This is a genomic window from Pseudomonas sp. NFPP04 (genome assembly GCF_900113815.1).
Classification (GTDB): Bacteria; Pseudomonadota; Gammaproteobacteria; order Pseudomonadales; family Pseudomonadaceae; genus Aquipseudomonas; species Aquipseudomonas extremorientalis.
This window is the reverse complement of record NZ_FOQS01000004.1, coordinates 399697-415207: the sequence shown is the minus strand read 5'-3', so window position 1 is coordinate 415207 and position 15511 is coordinate 399697. Positions and strand designations below refer to the sequence as shown.

11 protein-coding genes are annotated in these 15511 nt (G+C 62.9%); 1 reads left to right on the top strand and 10 read right to left on the bottom strand.

Annotated elements, in window-relative coordinates:
* Positions 1-37 precede the first annotated feature (37 nt).
* The 7 genes from BM017_RS11645 to BM017_RS11615 form a co-directional block, all read right to left on the bottom strand.
* Entirely contained in the window at positions 38-1678 is a 1641-nt protein-coding gene (locus BM017_RS11645; RefSeq protein ID WP_092244202.1) for a BatD family protein, read from the bottom strand.
* A complete protein-coding gene (locus tag BM017_RS11640) occupies positions 1675-3414 on the bottom strand; it encodes a tetratricopeptide repeat protein (protein ID WP_092244199.1) in 1740 nt (579 codons plus the stop codon). The genes BM017_RS11645 and BM017_RS11640 overlap by 4 nt, the downstream gene beginning before the upstream one ends.
* Positions 3411-4499, bottom strand: coding sequence for a vWA domain-containing protein (locus BM017_RS11635; protein WP_092244196.1), 1089 nt, complete (start codon positions 4497-4499; stop codon positions 3411-3413). The genes BM017_RS11640 and BM017_RS11635 overlap by 4 nt, the downstream gene beginning before the upstream one ends.
* Positions 4492-4986 (bottom strand): DUF4381 domain-containing protein, encoded by a 495-nt coding sequence (locus BM017_RS11630; protein ID WP_071487950.1) that lies wholly within the window; start codon positions 4984-4986, stop codon positions 4492-4494. The genes BM017_RS11635 and BM017_RS11630 overlap by 8 nt, the downstream gene beginning before the upstream one ends.
* Complete coding sequence (locus tag BM017_RS11625) at positions 4983-5915, bottom strand: DUF58 domain-containing protein (protein WP_092244193.1); 933 nt, start codon at positions 5913-5915, stop codon at positions 4983-4985. Before BM017_RS11625 ends, BM017_RS11630 begins: the two co-directional genes overlap by 4 nt.
* A gap of 5 nt (positions 5916-5920) precedes the next feature.
* On the bottom strand, positions 5921-6880 hold the full coding sequence (locus tag BM017_RS11620) for an AAA family ATPase (RefSeq protein ID WP_003174327.1): 960 nt from the start codon (positions 6878-6880) through the stop codon (positions 5921-5923).
* Between the two features lie 258 nt (positions 6881-7138).
* A complete protein-coding gene (locus BM017_RS11615) occupies positions 7139-7492 on the bottom strand; it encodes a hypothetical protein (protein WP_071487948.1) in 354 nt (117 codons plus the stop codon).
* A 492-nt stretch (positions 7493-7984) separates the two neighbouring features.
* On the opposite strand from BM017_RS11615, the gene BM017_RS11610 reads away from it, so the two are divergent.
* Complete coding sequence (locus BM017_RS11610; protein WP_092244190.1) at positions 7985-12844, top strand: NAD-glutamate dehydrogenase; 4860 nt, start codon at positions 7985-7987, stop codon at positions 12842-12844.
* 91 nt (positions 12845-12935) lie between these two features.
* Here BM017_RS11610 and BM017_RS11605 read toward each other — a convergent pair whose 3' ends face one another.
* The 3 genes from BM017_RS11605 to BM017_RS11595 form a co-directional block, all read right to left on the bottom strand.
* Positions 12936-13961 carry an SEL1-like repeat protein gene (locus BM017_RS11605; protein ID WP_102642511.1) on the bottom strand — a complete coding sequence of 342 codons (1026 nt, stop codon included), beginning with the start codon at positions 13959-13961 and terminating at the stop codon, positions 12936-12938.
* Positions 13962-14058: 97 nt separating this feature from the next.
* Positions 14059-14739 (bottom strand): GntR family transcriptional regulator, encoded by a 681-nt coding sequence (locus tag BM017_RS11600; RefSeq protein ID WP_071487945.1) that lies wholly within the window; start codon positions 14737-14739, stop codon positions 14059-14061.
* Between the two features lie 17 nt (positions 14740-14756).
* Positions 14757-15458 (bottom strand): FadR/GntR family transcriptional regulator, encoded by a 702-nt coding sequence (locus BM017_RS11595; RefSeq protein WP_092244184.1) that lies wholly within the window; start codon positions 15456-15458, stop codon positions 14757-14759.
* Positions 15459-15511: the final 53 nt, after the last annotated feature.

Here is a 15511-nt window from a genome sequence, read left to right as displayed (position 1 = left end):
TCGGCCATGCCTGTCCTATCTTGAGTAGTGACCTTGGCTACTTGGGATACAGCGGCGGCAGGCTGGTGGTATCCGCCGCCGGGTCCGGTTCGCGCTCAGCTATCGGAATCGCCTTCACCGCACGCCACAGGTCTTCACCCAACCAGAAATGCCCGCTCTCGCTATACAGTGCACCATTCAAACCGTCCAACGCGTCCGACAGCGGCACAAACCGCGCCGCCATATCCGCCAGGGTTTCCGGCTGTTGCCGCGCCCAGGCGTCAAGGGCCTGGCGGGTGGCTTGGGGGTCGTTGGCCTGGGTGGCGCGTTTAAGGTCGTCGAGCAGCGTGCGCGGGCTCGGGCCGGTCTGTGCGGCGCGCTGCACGGCCGGTTGCCGACGTGCACGCCACCACAGGCCAAAACCCAGCAGGGTGGTGCAGGCCAGGATCAGCGTACTCAGTTGCCACAGCCACAGGCGTTCATCGTCCGGCGCGGTGATCACCGTCGGCGTAGCGGGGGTATCCACGGCCAGGCTCGGGTTGATGGCGACCTGCAAGGTGCGCGCCGGCAGGCTGGTGCGTTCGAGGTGGTCTTCGTGGGTGTTCCACCACACCACGTCCACGGCGGGCAGTTCCAGATTGCCGGCGCGAGTGGGCACCAGGGCCTCGCGGTCTTCGCGGCTGCCGATCAGGCCATGGTCGCTGGTCTGGTTGCCGAGCACCGGCTGGTCCGGGTAACGGCGCAGGCCGTTGATTTCGGTGCTGGGCAGCGCTGGCAGTTGTGCGCTGGAAAGGCCCTCGGCCTTGACCGTAAGGCTGCGGGTCAGGGAGTCGCCGACCTGCACATGCTCGGGCTCCGGGTTCCAGTGTTCGCTCAAGGTCAGGCTGCGTGCCGGCAACCACGGCGCATCGGCGGGATACAGCGCCGGTTTGGGTTTGACCACCAGCGGCAGCTCTGCGGAACTCACGTGGATCAACTTGCCCGGCTTGGTGCCTTGCAGGGTGTTTTCCTGGGGCGGGCGCGATTCCACCAGGGTCGCGCTGAAGGTCTGCGTCGGGATCGCCAACGTGCCGCTGTGCTGCGGGTAGATCGCGTAGCGGGTCTCGATCACGCCGTGGCGGATGCTGTTGATGACCTTTTCATAGGTGCGCGACTCGCCCAACTGCTCCACACGCGCATCGGCAATCTGCAACGGCGTGAGGCTGCTGTCGTCATACAGCGACACCGAGTGGTAGACGCGCACGGTCAACAGCGCCTGGGCCTGGACATAGACGCTGGTCTGGTCGAGGTTGGCCTCGATAAATACCGGCGCCAGCTCGGCAGCGGTGTTCTGGCTGGCGGTCTCCACCACTTGCAGGCTGATCGGCTGGGTCTTGTGTTCGCCCACTTGCAGGGGCGGGATGACCACCGTGCCGTTTTCCCTGGGCAGCAGGGTGATGATCCAGCGCGTGGTGGCGTGGTTGTCGCCGCCCAGCGTGGTGAGTTGGTTGATCTGCCGCGTGCCGCTGACTTCGAACTGCGCATCCAGCGGCGACAGGTCGGGTTTGCCGAACTGAGTGACGTCGCTGGACTCCACCGTCAGTTCCACCGTTTCCCCGGAGTTGACGCGGCTGCGGTCGACGCTGGCGACCAGGCTCGCCGCCTGGGCGTGGCCGGCCGACAAGGCGAGCAGAAGCAGTAGGGTGGTGCGGCGGCTCATCGAGTCTTGTCCTGATGTTGTTGCTGTTCGTACCAGAATTTGCGGCGCAGCAGTTCGCCGGGGTTGTCCGGGATCTCCTGCAGCCATTGCTCCAGGGCCTGGCGATGTTCACCGTCGAGGCTGGCATCGCTAGGCCGCAGCGGTGGGGTGGTGGTCTGTTCGTCGCCCAGTTCGCTGCCCGGTACTTCATTGCCCGCGGTTTGCGGCGTGTTGCCGGGCTTGGTGTCGCCAGTGCCGGCCTCACCCTGGCCTTGGGATGATTGTTCGCCGCCTGTGGCGTTTTGCCCAGTGGCGCCCGGTTGCGCAGTTTGGCCGGGTTGGGTGGTTTCGTCATCCTCGTTTTTTGCCGCAGGAGACGGCTCCGGCTGGGCCTGTTCCTGCATAAGGGTTTCTACCAGCGCTTTGTTTTTCAGCGCCGGTTGCAGGTCGGGCTGGGCTTCGAGGGCTTGCTCGTAGGCGTCGATAGCGGCTTCCAGTTCCCCGGATTTTGCCAGCGCATTGCCCCGATTGTAGTGGGAGTAGGCGTCATTGCCTTCGGCAAACAGCTTGATGGCCTCGGCATAGTTGCCGGCCTCGTAAAGCGCCACGCCCTTCCACTGCGGGTCCTGGAAGTGTTCGGCGGCTTCGGCCGGGCGTTTTTTCTTCAGCAGATATTGGCCCTGCTGGTCGGGACGCAGCCACAGGTCTTGCAGGCCGAAGGCGTAGCTCGGTTGCGGTGCAATCAACAGCAGCAACGGCAGGCAGAACAGCCAGCCGCGCCGACCGGCGCAGGCGGCCAGCAGCAACAGCGGCAGGAGCAGCCAGTAGCCCTGGTCGGCCCAGGTGTCGAGGTGCAGCAACTGGCCGTCATTGCGCAGGGTTTGCGGTGGGTCGAGCACGCCGAGCTGGCGCAGGTCCTTGTCGTCCAGCCGCGCAGCGCGGTAGCGGCCACCCATTTCGCTGGCGAAGGCCTTGAGGGTCGGGCTGTCCAGGCGCGGCACCAGGATCGCGCCTTGTTCGTCCTTGAGGAACTCGCCGCTTTCCTGGGTCACCGGCGTGCCCTCGCGGCTGCCGATGCCGAGGATCGACAAACTCGGCGCCTGGCCGCTTTGCAGCAATAGGCGGATGCCCTGGCGCTCCTGTTTGGACAGCGAAGAACCAATCAGCAACAGGCGGCCCTGGCCGAGGCCGCCTTGTTTGAGCAGACCCAGGGCCTTCTCGACGGCCAGGTCGGCGCGGTGGCCGGGTTCGGGCATGATCGAGGGACGCAAGGCCTCCAGCAGGTTGCGGCTGGTGGCCAGGTCGTCCGACAGCGGCACCAGCGTGTGGGCGCTGCCGGCATAGACGACAATGGCGGTTTGCGCATCGGTGCGCGCCTGCAACAGGTCGTACAGCTTGCGCCGCGCCTGCTCCAGGCGGTTGGGTGGGCTGTCGGTGGCGAGCATTTCCGGGGTCAGCTCCAGCAGCACCACCAATGGGTCGGACGGTTTCTGGCTGGACTGCTCGACTCTTTGCCAACTGGGGCCGAGCAACGCCAGCACTGCCAACAGCCAGGCAATGCCCAGTACCACCCAGGGCGATTTGCTCTCGCGGCCGTTGCCACCTCTGAGCAATACCGCGTGGAAGGCCGGCGGCAGGATCATTTGCCAGCGTCCGGCGCGCTTTTGCCGGTGCCACAGATGCCACAGCAGCCAGCCGAGCAACGGCAACAGCAACAACCACCAGGGACGGAACCAGTGCGGCCACAGGTCGATCATCGACGCCTCCGCAAACGCAGGCGTTTGAGGCGCTGGCGCCATTCCGGGTGTTGCTGCAGGAAAATCCCCTTGCTCGACAGCTTATTGAACATGCGTTGCAGGGCGTTGTTCGGCCAACGTTCCTGGATCACCAGCAACATGCTCAGCACCAGCGCGAGGGCCAGCGGCGCGCTGTACAAGGCCAGGGCGGGCCGCGCCTGGGTGGGTTGTTGTTCGACAGGTTCGAGCTTGTCGAGGGTTTGCTTGATCGCTTGCAACTCTTCGCCATCACGTGCTCGGAAGTACTGGCCGTGGGTGGCTTCGGCGATGGCCTTGAGCGCCGGTTCGTCGAGGTCCAGGCTCGGGTTGACGCCAAGGATGCCCAGGGAACCCGTTTGCTCCGGGTCGGCGCCGATGCCGATGGGGTAGATCTTCACGCCTTCTTCGGCCGCCAGGCGCGCAGCGGTCAGCGGGTCGATCTGCCCGGCATTGTTGGCGCCGTCAGTGACCAGGATCAGCACGCGGCTCTGCGCCGGACGCTGGCGCAGGCGTTTCAAGGCCAGGCCGATGGCATCGCCAATCGCAGTGTTCTTGCCGGCAATGCCGATGCGCGCTTCATCCAGCCAGGTGCGCACGGTGCGGCGGTCGAACGTCAGCGGTGCCTGCAGGTAGGCCTGGCTGCCGAACAGGATCAGGCCGACGCGATCACCCTCACGGCCCTCAAGAAAGTCGCCGAGCAGGTGCTTGACCAGGCTCAAGCGACTCACGTCTTCGTCCTGCCAGTTCATATCGGGAAAATCCATGGAGCCGGACACGTCTACCGCCACCAGCAGGTCGCGGCCACTGGCGGCGATGGGCAGTGGCTCACCGAGCCATTCCGGGCGTGCGGCGGCGGTCAACAGCAGAAACCACAGCACCACGAACGGCGCTTGCTGGCGCCAGCCCGGCAGGTTGACGCGGGCGCGGCGGCGGGCCAGGCCTTCGAGGTCGCTGAGGTAGCTGACTTTCAATGCGGGCTCACCGCTGTCGGCGGCGGGCAGCATCAGGCGCATCAACCAGGGCAATGGCAACAGGGCAAAGATCCACGGCCAGGCGAACTCAAACATGTTTGCGAATCCAGGTATCGACCGCTTGGGTCAGGCCGGCGATGGCCTTGTCGTCGAGTCTGCATTCGGGTTTGTAGGCGCCTTCCACCAGCACCATCCAGCGCGTGAGGCCGGCGGCAGGGCAGCGGTTGTCGAGGAACGCCAGCCATTTGCGGCCGTTGAGGGTGTGGCTCTGGCTGTAGGGGTAGTCGTTGCGGCACAGGCGCTTGAGCAGGCCGTTGAGCTGTTGCAGCCAGGCGCCGGCAGGCGCGCCGTCGTAGGGTTTGGGCATCAGCGCCAGTTCCGCCAGGGCGGCAATGCGCAGCGGGTCCAGCGGTTGTTCGGCGCGAGCCACGGGGCGGCGGGCCGGCAGGAAACGGCGCAGGGACCACAGGCCCCAACCGAGCAGCGGAATCACCAGCAGCAACAGCCACCAACCTGGCGCCGGCGGCCAGAAGCCGATGGCGGGCGGGGCGATCAGCGGTTGCAGTTGGTCCAGGCTGCTCATTGTTTTTTAACCGGGCGTTGCGGGTTGAGGTATTCGCGCAGTTGCTCGACCATTTCGCTCTGGGTGCTCAAAGGCATCAACAGCACACGCAGTTTCTGCGCGAGCAGTTCCCAGCGGGCAATGCGCGCTTCGGCCTGGGCCTTGTAGGCCTGGCGCAGGTCGAAGTTGAGTGTGTCCAGTTCCAGCTGGGCGCCGCGTTCGGCGAAGCGCAACAGCCCGGCGGCGGGCAGGGCGTGGTCCAGCGGGTCGGAGATCGGCAGCAGCAACAGGTCGCAGTGGCGTGACAGCAGGCTGAGTTGTTGCTCAGCGCCCTCGGTCAGCGCGCGTTCATCGCAGATTACAATCACCAGGCTGCCGGGGCGCAGCACTTCGCGGCCACGACGCAGGGCCATGCCGAGGGCGTCGGCTTCGGGGCGGCTGTCGGTGTTCAGGCTCTGGTTGACTCGCACCAGGCGGTTGAGCAATTGCAGCAGGCTCTGCTTGCTGCGCCGGGGCTTGATTTCGTAGTGCTCGCTATCGCCGAACACCAGCCCGCCCACGCGGTCGTTGTGGCCCAGCGCGGCCCAGCCGATCAGGCTGGCCGCCTGTGCCGCCAGCACCGACTTGAACATCTGCCCGGAGCCGAAAAACAGCCGGCAGCTTTGCTCCACCATGATGAAGATGGGCCGCTCGCGCTCTTCATGGAACAGCTTGGTGTGCGGCTCCTGGGTGCGCGCCGTCACGCGCCAGTCGATGGTGCGCACATCGTCCCCGGCCTGGTACACGCGCACCTGGTCGAAGTCCACACCCCGTCCGCGCAGTTTGGAGTGGTGCAGGCCGATCAGCGGGCTGCGCTGGCTTGGGGTGGAAAACAGCTGCACTTCGCGCACGCGATGGCGCATCTCGATCAACTCGCTGAGCGTGATGCGGATGCCATCGCCTGCGTTCATGGGTTTCAAGCGACGGCAACGACGTCGAGAATGCGTTGCACCACGCGGTCCTGGTCGATGCCGGCGGCTTCGGCTTCGAACGACAGGATAATGCGATGGCGCAGCACGTCGAACAGCACCGCCTGGATGTCTTCCGGGCTGACGAAGTCGCGACCGGCCAGCCAGGCATGGGCGCGGGCGCAGCGGTCGAGGGCGATGGAGCCGCGAGGGCTGGCGCCGTAGGCGATCCACTCGGCCATCTCCGGATCAAATTTGGCCGGCGTGCGCGTGGCCATGACCAGTTGCACCAGGTATTCCTCCACCGCGTCGGCCATGTACAGGCCGAGGATTTCCTTGCGTGCGGCGAAGATCGCCTGCTGGCTGACGCGACGTTCCGGCTTGGTTTCGCCGTTGAGCGCTTCGCCACGGGCCTGTTGCAGGATGCGTCGCTCCACGGCGGCGTCGGGGAAGCCGATCTTGACGTGCATCAGGAAACGGTCGAGCTGGGCCTCCGGCAGGGGGTAGGTGCCTTCCTGTTCGATGGGGTTTTGCGTGGCCATCACCAGGAACAGCGGCGACAGGTCATAGGTACTGCGCCCGACGCTGACCTGGCGCTCGGCCATGGCTTCCAGCAGGGCCGATTGCACCTTGGCCGGGGCGCGGTTGATTTCGTCCGCCAGCACCAGGTTGTGGAAGATCGGGCCCTGCTGGAACACGAAGCTGCCGGTTTCCGGGCGATAGATCTCGGTGCCGGTGATGTCGGCGGGCAACAGGTCGGGGGTGAACTGGATACGATGGAACTGCGCTTCGATCCCTTCGGCCAACTCTTTGATGGCCTTGGTCTTGGCCAGGCCTGGCGCGCCTTCCACCAGCATATGGCCGTCGGCGAGCAAGGCGATCAACAGGCGATCGATGAGTTTTTCCTGGCCGAGAATCTGCGTAGAAAGAAAGGTTCGCAGCGCAAGCAGCGCTTCACGATGTTCCATCGATGACGGTTCCTGGAGAGATGAGCCTTGGCGTTGTGAAAAATGCCAAGACCTGGGGCGTCTACTTTAAAGCATCGAGGGGGGTGGCGACTAACGGCGTGACGGGTATTTTTGGCAAATCTTGTAGGAAATGTGTGTGGGAACGCGGTCGATGTGGGAGGGGGCTTGCCCCCGATAGCAGTGGGTCAGACGCAGATGCAGGAACTGGTTCGCCGCTATCGGGGGCAAGCCCCTCCCACATTTGATTGTGGGTGCCGCTTAAATTCGGGTGAAAGTGCCGGTGCCTTTCAGGATGTTTTGCAGGGTTTGCTCGACTTCGGCCATATCCGACGCCGCCGTGGCGTGGGTAATCTCCAGCTGGTCCTTGCCACCCAAGGCATCGGCATCGCCGGCAGCCAATTCGACCAGCAGGGTAGTGTCACTCAGCGTGACCTTCAGCCCATCCAGCGTCGAGGGCTCGTAATCCCAGGTCAACTCCACTTCGTCTTCATCCGGGTAGCGGGTGAGCATGAACATTTCGCCGTTCTTGCCGTGGCAGCAGAGCATGGCCATGTTGTCTTCTTCGTCGTCGCACGGCGTGGCCATCAGGGCGTCGGTTTTCAGTTGCAGCATGGGCAATCCTGTCTGGGGTAGGGCGTAATGCGCGCAATTGTGCCATTGCGGCGAATTTTGTGCTGCTTCCTGTGTCATACCCCGTGCATGACCTGGCGGGCAATATCGGTCATTTCTGATACTCGCCGGCGTGGAAATAGGCGGTTTTTATCCCGGGAATGATGGGTTGCCCAAGTCGCAACCCGGCACCTGCTTGCCGATGACCGAATATGTCGCAGCGTCGCAAGCAGCTGGCTTCCCACACTCGTTAAGCTGCACAACGGATGTGCATGAGCCTGGCGCCTGACCTGCCCGTCGTACCGTCACCCGGCAAGGTGCACATCTTATGGAAGTTGTATGTGACCTCATTGTCTTGTCCAGCTTCACCCACCTGTCACCCTGATTCGTTTATGGTGCTTAACTCGTCACCCAGCGAACAGCGCTGACGGTCTCCCCGCAAGGGGATAACACGCGACGCTTCCATCAATAACAAGCCCAAGCGGAGTACCACAGATGGCGTTTTTCACCGCAGCCAGCAAGGCCGACTTCCAGCATCAACTGCAAGCGGCACTGGCGCAGCACATCAGTGAACAGGCACTGCCACAAGTGGCGCTGTTCGCTGAACAATTCTTCGGCATCATTTCCCTGGACGAACTGACCCAGCGTCGCCTTTCCGACCTGGCCGGTTGCACCCTCTCTGCGTGGCGCCTGCTTGAGCGCTTTGACCATACCCAACCGCAAGTGCGGGTCTACAACCCCGATTACGAACGTCATGGCTGGCAGTCGACCCACACCGCGGTCGAAGTGCTGCACCATGACCTGCCCTTCCTGGTGGACTCGGTCCGCACCGAGCTGAACCGCCGTGGCTACAGCATCCACACCCTGCAGACCACCGTGCTCAGCGTACGCCGTGGCGCCAAGGGCGAGTTGCTGGAAATCCTGCCAAAAGGCACCCAGGGCGAAGGCATCCTGCAAGAATCGCTGATGTACCTGGAAATCGATCGTTGCGCCAACGCCGCCGAACTGAACGTGCTGAGCAAAGAGCTTGAGCAGGTGCTGGGCGAAGTGCGCGTGGCCGTGGCCGATTTCGAACCGATGAAAGCCAAGGTCCAGGACCTGCTGGCCGGTATCGATGCGAGCCAGTTCGCTATCGACGGTGAAGAAAAAGCCGAGATCAAGAACTTCCTGGAATGGCTGGTGGGCAACCACTTCACCTTCCTCGGCTATGAAGAGTTCGTGGTACGTGACGAGGCGGACGGCGGTCATATCGAATATGACGCCGGTTCCTTCCTCGGTCTGACCAAGCTGCTGCGCGCCGGCCTCACCGCCGACGATCTGCGCATCGAAGATTACGCCGTGGCCTACCTGCGTGAGCCAGCCGCGCTGTCCTTCGCCAAGGCCGCGCACCCGAGCCGCGTGCACCGCCCGGCCTACCCGGACTACGTGTCGATCCGTGAGATCGACGCCGACGGCAAGGTCATCAAGGAACACCGCTTCATGGGCTTGTACACCTCCTCGGTGTATGGCGAAAGCGTACGGGCCATTCCATACATCCGCCGCAAGGTCGCGGAAATCGAACGTCGCTCGGGCTTCCAGCCCAAGGCGCACCTGGGCAAGGAGCTGGCCCAGGTCGTTGAAGTGCTGCCCCGTGACGACCTGTTCCAGACCCCGGTCGACGAGTTGTTCAGCACTGTGATGTCGATCGTGCAGATCCAGGAGCGCAACAAGATCCGCGTGTTCCTGCGCAAGGACCCGTACGGTCGTTTCTGCTACTGCCTGGCCTACGTGCCACGCGACATCTATTCCACCGAAGTGCGCCAGAAGATCCAGCAAGTATTGATGGATCGCCTGAAGGCCTCGGACTGCGAGTTCTGGACCTTCTTCTCCGAATCCGTGCTGGCCCGTGTGCAGCTGATTCTGCGGGTTGATCCGAAGAACCGCCTGGATATCGACCCGCTGCAACTGGAAAAGGAAGTGGTGCAGGCCTGCCGCAGCTGGCAGGACGACTACTCCAGCCTGGTGGTGGAAAGCTTTGGAGAAGCCCACGGCACCAATGTGCTGGCGGACTTCCCGAAAGGCTTCCCGGCCGGTTACCGCGAGCGCTTTGCCGCGCACTCGGCGGTGGTCGACATGCAGCACTTGCTCAGCCTCACCGAAGCCAATCCGCTGGTGATGAGCTTCTATCAGCCGCTGGGCCAGGTCTCCGGCCAACGCGAGCTGCATTGCAAGCTGTACCACGCCGACACCCCGCTGGCGCTGTCCGACGTGCTGCCGATCCTGGAAAACCTCGGCCTGCGTGTGCTGGGCGAATTCCCGTACCGTCTGCGTCATGCCAATGGCCGTGAGTTCTGGATCCATGACTTCGCGTTCATCGCCGCCGAAGGCGTGAACCTGGATATCCAGCAACTCAACGACACCCTGCAGGACGCGTTCGTGCACATCGTGCATGGCGACGCCGAGAACGATGCGTTCAACCGCCTGGTGCTCACCGCTGGCCTGCCATGGCGCGACGTCGCGCTGCTGCGCGCCTATGCCCGTTACCTCAAGCAGATCCGCCTGGGCTTCGACCTCGGTTACATCGCCAGCACCCTGAACAACCACACCGACATCGCCCGCGAGTTGACCCGGTTGTTCAAGACCCGCTTCTACCTGGCGCGCAAGCTCACCGCCGACGACCTGGAAGACAAGCAGCAACGCCTGGAGCAAGCGATCCTCACCGCCCTGGACGATGTCCAGGTGCTCAACGAAGACCGCATCCTGCGTCGCTACCTGGACCTGATCAAGGCGACCCTGCGTACCAACTTCTACCAGACCGACGCCAACGGGCAGAACAAGTCGTACTTCAGCTTCAAGTTCAATCCGCACGCGATCCCCGAATTGCCCAAACCGGTGCCGAAGTTTGAAATCTTCGTGTACTCGCCACGGGTTGAAGGCGTGCACCTGCGCTTCGGCAACGTCGCCCGCGGCGGCCTGCGCTGGTCCGACCGTGAAGAAGACTTCCGCACCGAAGTGCTTGGCCTGGTGAAAGCCCAGCAAGTGAAGAACTCGGTGATCGTGCCGGTGGGGGCGAAGGGCGGCTTCCTGCCGCGTCGCCTGCCTCTGGGCGGCAGCCGTGACGAGATCGCGGCCGAGGGCATCGCCTGCTACCGCATCTTCATTTCCGGCCTGCTGGACATTACCGATAACCTCAAGGACGGCGCCCTGGTGCCACCGGCCAACGTCGTGCGCCATGACGACGATGACCCGTACCTGGTGGTGGCGGCGGACAAGGGCACCGCGACCTTCTCCGACATCGCCAACGGCATCGCCATCGACTACGGCTTCTGGCTGGGTGACGCGTTCGCCTCCGGTGGTTCCGCCGGTTACGACCACAAGAAAATGGGCATCACCGCCAAGGGCGCATGGGTCGGCGTGCAGCGTCACTTCCGTGAGCGCGGCATCAATGTGCAGGAAGACAGCATCACCGTGGTGGGCGTCGGCGACATGGCCGGTGACGTGTTCGGCAACGGCCTGTTGATGTCCGACAAGCTGCAACTGGTCGCGGCCTTCAACCACCTGCATATCTTCATTGACCCGAACCCGAACCCGGCCACCAGCTTCGTCGAGCGCAAGCGCCTGTTCGAGCTGCCGCGTTCGGCCTGGACCGACTATGACACCAGCATCATGTCCGAAGGCGGCGGTATCTTCTCGCGCAGCGCGAAGAGCATTGCCATCTCGCCACAGATGAAGGAACGCTTCGACATCTCGGCCGACAAGCTGACGCCGACCGAACTGCTGAATGCCTTGCTCAAGGCGCCGGTAGACCTGTTGTGGAACGGCGGTATTGGCACTTACGTCAAGGCCAGCAGCGAAAGCCACGCCGATGTGGGCGACAAGGCCAACGACGCCCTGCGCGTCAACGGCAACGAGCTGCGCTGCAAGGTGGTGGGCGAGGGCGGTAACCTCGGCATGACCCAGCTGGGTCGTGTGGAATTCGGCCTCAATGGCGGCGGTTCCAACACCGACTTCATCGACAACGCCGGTGGCGTGGACTGCTCCGACCACGAAGTGAACATCAAGATCCTGCTCAACGAAGTGGTGCAGGCCGGTGACATGACCGACAAGCAACGCAACCAGTTGCTGGCGAGCATGACCGAAGAAGTCGGCAACCTGGTGTTGGGCAACAACTACAAGCAGACCCAGGCCCTGTCCCTGGCGGCGCGCCGTGCCTACGAGCGTGCTGCCGAGTACAAGCGCCTGATGAGCGACCTGGAGGGTCGTGGCAAGCTGGACCGCGCCATCGAGTACCTGCCGACCGAGGAGCAGCTCACCGAGCGCGCCGCGAACGGCAAGGGCCTGACCCGTCCGGAGCTGTCGGTGCTGATCTCGTACAGCAAGATCGACCTCAAGGAAGCGCTGCTCAAGTCGCTGGTACCGGATGACGAGTACCTGACCCGCGACATGGAGACCGCGTTCCCGCCGAGCCTGGTCGCCAAGTTCGGTGAGGCCATGCGTCGCCACCGCCTCAAGCGCGAGATCGTCAGCACCCAGATCGCCAACGACCTGGTCAACCACATGGGCATCACCTTCGTGCAGCGACTCAAAGAGTCGACCGGCATGAGCCCGGCGAACGTGGCCGGCGCGTATGTGATCGTGCGTGACATCTTCCACCTCCCGCACTGGTTCCGCCAAATAGAAGCCCTGGACCACCAGGTCTCCGCCGAGGTGCAACTGGAGCTGATGGATGAGCTGATGCGCCTGGGTCGTCGTGCTACGCGCTGGTTCCTGCGCAGCCGTCGCAACGAGCAGGACGCTGGCCGTGACACCGCGCACTTCGGTCCGCACCTGGCGGCGCTGGGCCTCAAGCTCGACGAACTGCTGGAAGGCCCGACCCGCGAAGGCTGGCAGAAGCGCTACCAGGCCTACACCGAAGCCGGCGTGCCGGAGTTGTTGGCACGCATGGTTGCAGGCACGACCCACCTGTACACCTTGCTGCCGATCATCGAAGCCGCTGACGTGACCGGGCATGACGCCGCCGAAGTGGCCAAGGCCTACTTCGCCGTTGGCAGCGCTTTGGACTTGCCATGGTACCTGCAGCAGATCAGCGATCTGCCGGTGGGCAACAACTGGCAGGCTGCGGCCCGCGAAGCGTTCCGCGACGATGTGGACTGGCAGCAACGCGCGATCACCATCTCCGTCCTGCAAATGGCCGACGCGCCACAAGACATGGAAGCCCGCGTGGCCCTGTGGCTTGAGCAGCACAAGGACATGGCCGAGCGTTGGGTGGCGATGATGGTGGAAATTCGTGCGGCGGTCGGCACGGACTACGCTATGTACGCGGTGGCCAACCGGGAGTTGCTGGACCTGGCGTTGAGTGGTCAGTCTGTGCTTTAAACGTCTGATCCGTCGTTGAAAACAAAAATCCCCGCATGGAATGATGCGGGGATTTTTTATGGGGCCTTCAATGTCGCCAGATGTTCTGGGATCAATGCGGTGCGCCCACGATGATGAAGGGGACGAAGGATTTGAATACGTGTTCTATACGTTCATGCAGGCTGACGCGGATTGCTTCGCTGGCCGAATACTGTTGCGGCGTCATTTGATGCCAAATAGCATCCATGTCATGTTGCAGGTTTTCAGCCGCGAGGGGGTTGGTCAGTTTCGGCAGAACCATGCCCAGCACTGCATAGGCCTTGGCGAAATCCCTTTCAAGTCCGTACGTCCGCGGTGCCACGGTGTGTCGCTGCACGACAAGGGACAGCCCTTGGTTGATTTGCGGCATGCCTGCCAGTGCATACCCATATTCCACCAACGCATCGAGTTGACCCAATAAAGCGAGCTGGACCAGTCGTTGTTGTTTTTCCAGAATGTCTGCGGTGGACGTTTGGGAGAAAACACGCTCAGCCAGCGCCGGCACGCTACCGCCGTCGGCCGCTTTCTGCCGAAGCTCTTCGATCAGTGCGTGACGTTCCACGGCGTTGGGGATCAGTTGCGGAGTATCGTGATAGGCCTCGGCGAGCTCGAATTGCGCTGAAGAATCGTTGAGGGCAACGGCTTTTTTCAACCAATTCACATCCTTGTCGAGTTTAAACAGGAAGCTCATGGCCTGAGTATCTCCGGCCTCCGCCTTGGGGGTGAGTATTTCAGCGGCTTTGCGCAGGGATTGGGTATCGCCCAAACGCATCAGTGCCGGGACGTAGTCTTGAGCCGCCGCCAGCCTCAGCCATTGGCGAGTTTCTTGCGAGGCAATGCGAAAACCACCGTCCCGGCGGGTAACGCAGGTTGCCATTGCGTACTGGGCTTGAGCCTTGCCTTGGGCGGCGGCAATCGTCAGGCATAGCTCGGCTTTGTCATAGCTCTCAAGCGCGAGCAGTTCAAAGCCGATCTTTGTCGCGATCTCATTCAGTTGTCCCAGTGATCCATTGATTGTTTCACCCAGTAGGCTTTTCTGCGCATTCAGCTGTGTGAGCAGCGCGAACAGCGCAGGCATGGTTTGAGTATCTACATACATGATGATGACCTGTGATTAGGCACTTTAGTTGTGCAGACACAGGGTATGGAGCAGGTCGGTATCCGGGCGGTACATACCTAGGGGGTGAGGGGCGTCGTCATTGATTCAGTTGTCTTTCCAGGTGATTCAGGTGCAGGGTCATCAGGTTGACGGCGCGGGTGACGTCCTGCTGTTCAATGGCGTCGGCAATTGCCCCATGCTCCTGCCATGCGCAGTAGGTACAGGCTTGCGCTTCATAGCGAGCGATTGCGAGTGACGTGAGCGGCACCAGGCTGTTGAGGAACTGTGCAAGCGGCTCGTTACCGGCGATCTTTGCCAGCTGCAGGTGAAACTCCCCGGATAACCGAATCGCCGGCCCACGCTGGTCGCGCTCGATGCATTCGCGCTCCCTGGTGATCAAGTCGCGCAACTGGCGTATTTTCGCGGGAGTGGCTTGGGCGCAGGCCAGTTGCACCACGGTGATTTCCGTCAGTCGCCGCGCTTCCAGAATTTCCCGGGTCTGTTGTGCGTCCGGTGCTGCCACCTGGGCGCGCTGGTTGGGGCGCAGGATGATCACTTGCTGATGGGACAGCTTGGCCAGGACCCGGCGGATCACACTGCGACTCACACCAAAGGTCTCGCCCAGGCCTTCTTCGGTAAAACGGCTGGCTGGGGCAATACGCTGTTCGAGGATGGCGTCGAACAAGCGCGGATAGATGTCATCCACTGAAGGCTTTTTACCGGCGACCAGGCGCAGGGTCGGGAGGATAGGGTCGTAGTGCAAGGCGTGGGCGGTCATGGCCTGTCTCCAAAAAATCAGCTGCCCAGATGGTCGTCCGGGATGTTCAAGCGAATACCCATGCGCAGGCCTTCCCGAAGGATGTGCCGCCGCATCTCGGCACTGGCCAGGGCGCTGTTCTTGTTGCGGATGGCGCGTACTACGGCTTCGTTTTCCTGCAGGCGTTCGGCCAGGTGTTCGGGCGAGTTGCGCAGTACCTGGGCGCTTTGCTTGAGGGCATTGCTGGTCTGTTGCACCACGTTCTGGAAGATCGGGTTGGAGGTAAGGGCGAACAGCTCTTCGTGAAAGCCGATGTAGGCGTTCATGCCGGCTTCGGCGTCGCCCGCGTCGAGGGCTTCGCGCATGTCCATCAAGGTCAGGCGCAGTTGGCCGACTTCCTTGCTGCTGATGGACTGCGCTACCAGGCCGACAATGAAGGGTTCGAGGGTGTAGCGCAGTTGCAGGATGTCTTCCAGGCTGGCGTCGGCTACCGCGTCGCTGGATTGCGGTTCGCTGACGCTGGTTTCCAGCACCACTACGCCTTTGCCAGGCATGGAGCGCACAAGGCCGAGGGTCTCCAGCACGATCACCGCTTCACGCAGGCTGGGGCGGCTGATGCCCATCTGTTCGGCCAGTTCGCGTTGGCCGGGGAGCATTTCACCCCGGCGCCACTGACCACGCGCCAAGGCGGCGCGGAGTTTTTCTACGACTGAATTGACGACGGTTGAGGTGCTGATCACGTCGTGCGTCTCCCTGATCTTGCAAATGGATGTGTGGGAGAGGGCAAGCCCCC

Bases quoted from the DNA above. Each gene is read 5' to 3' on its own strand.
- BM017_RS11640 (WP_092244199.1), bottom strand. From the start codon at position 3,414: ATGATCGACCTGTGGCCGCACTGGTTCCGTCCCTGGTGGTTGTTGCTG.
- BM017_RS11600 (WP_071487945.1), bottom strand. From the start codon at position 14,739: ATGACCGCCCACGCCTTGCACTACGACCCTATCCTCCCGACCCTGCGC.
- BM017_RS11635 (WP_092244196.1), bottom strand. From the start codon at position 4,499: ATGTTTGAGTTCGCCTGGCCGTGGATCTTTGCCCTGTTGCCATTGCCC.
- BM017_RS11645 (WP_092244202.1), bottom strand. From the start codon at position 1,678: ATGAGCCGCCGCACCACCCTACTGCTTCTGCTCGCCTTGTCGGCCGGC.
- BM017_RS11630 (WP_071487950.1), bottom strand. From the start codon at position 4,986: ATGAGCAGCCTGGACCAACTGCAACCGCTGATCGCCCCGCCCGCCATC.
- BM017_RS11625 (WP_092244193.1), bottom strand. From the start codon at position 5,915: ATGAACGCAGGCGATGGCATCCGCATCACGCTCAGCGAGTTGATCGAG.
- BM017_RS11605 (WP_102642511.1), bottom strand. From the start codon at position 13,961: ATGTATGTAGATACTCAAACCATGCCTGCGCTGTTCGCGCTGCTCACA.
- BM017_RS11615 (WP_071487948.1), bottom strand. From the start codon at position 7,492: ATGCTGCAACTGAAAACCGACGCCCTGATGGCCACGCCGTGCGACGAC.
- BM017_RS11610 (WP_092244190.1), top strand. From the start codon at position 7,985: ATGGCGTTTTTCACCGCAGCCAGCAAGGCCGACTTCCAGCATCAACTG.
- BM017_RS11620 (WP_003174327.1), bottom strand. From the start codon at position 6,880: ATGGAACATCGTGAAGCGCTGCTTGCGCTGCGAACCTTTCTTTCTACG.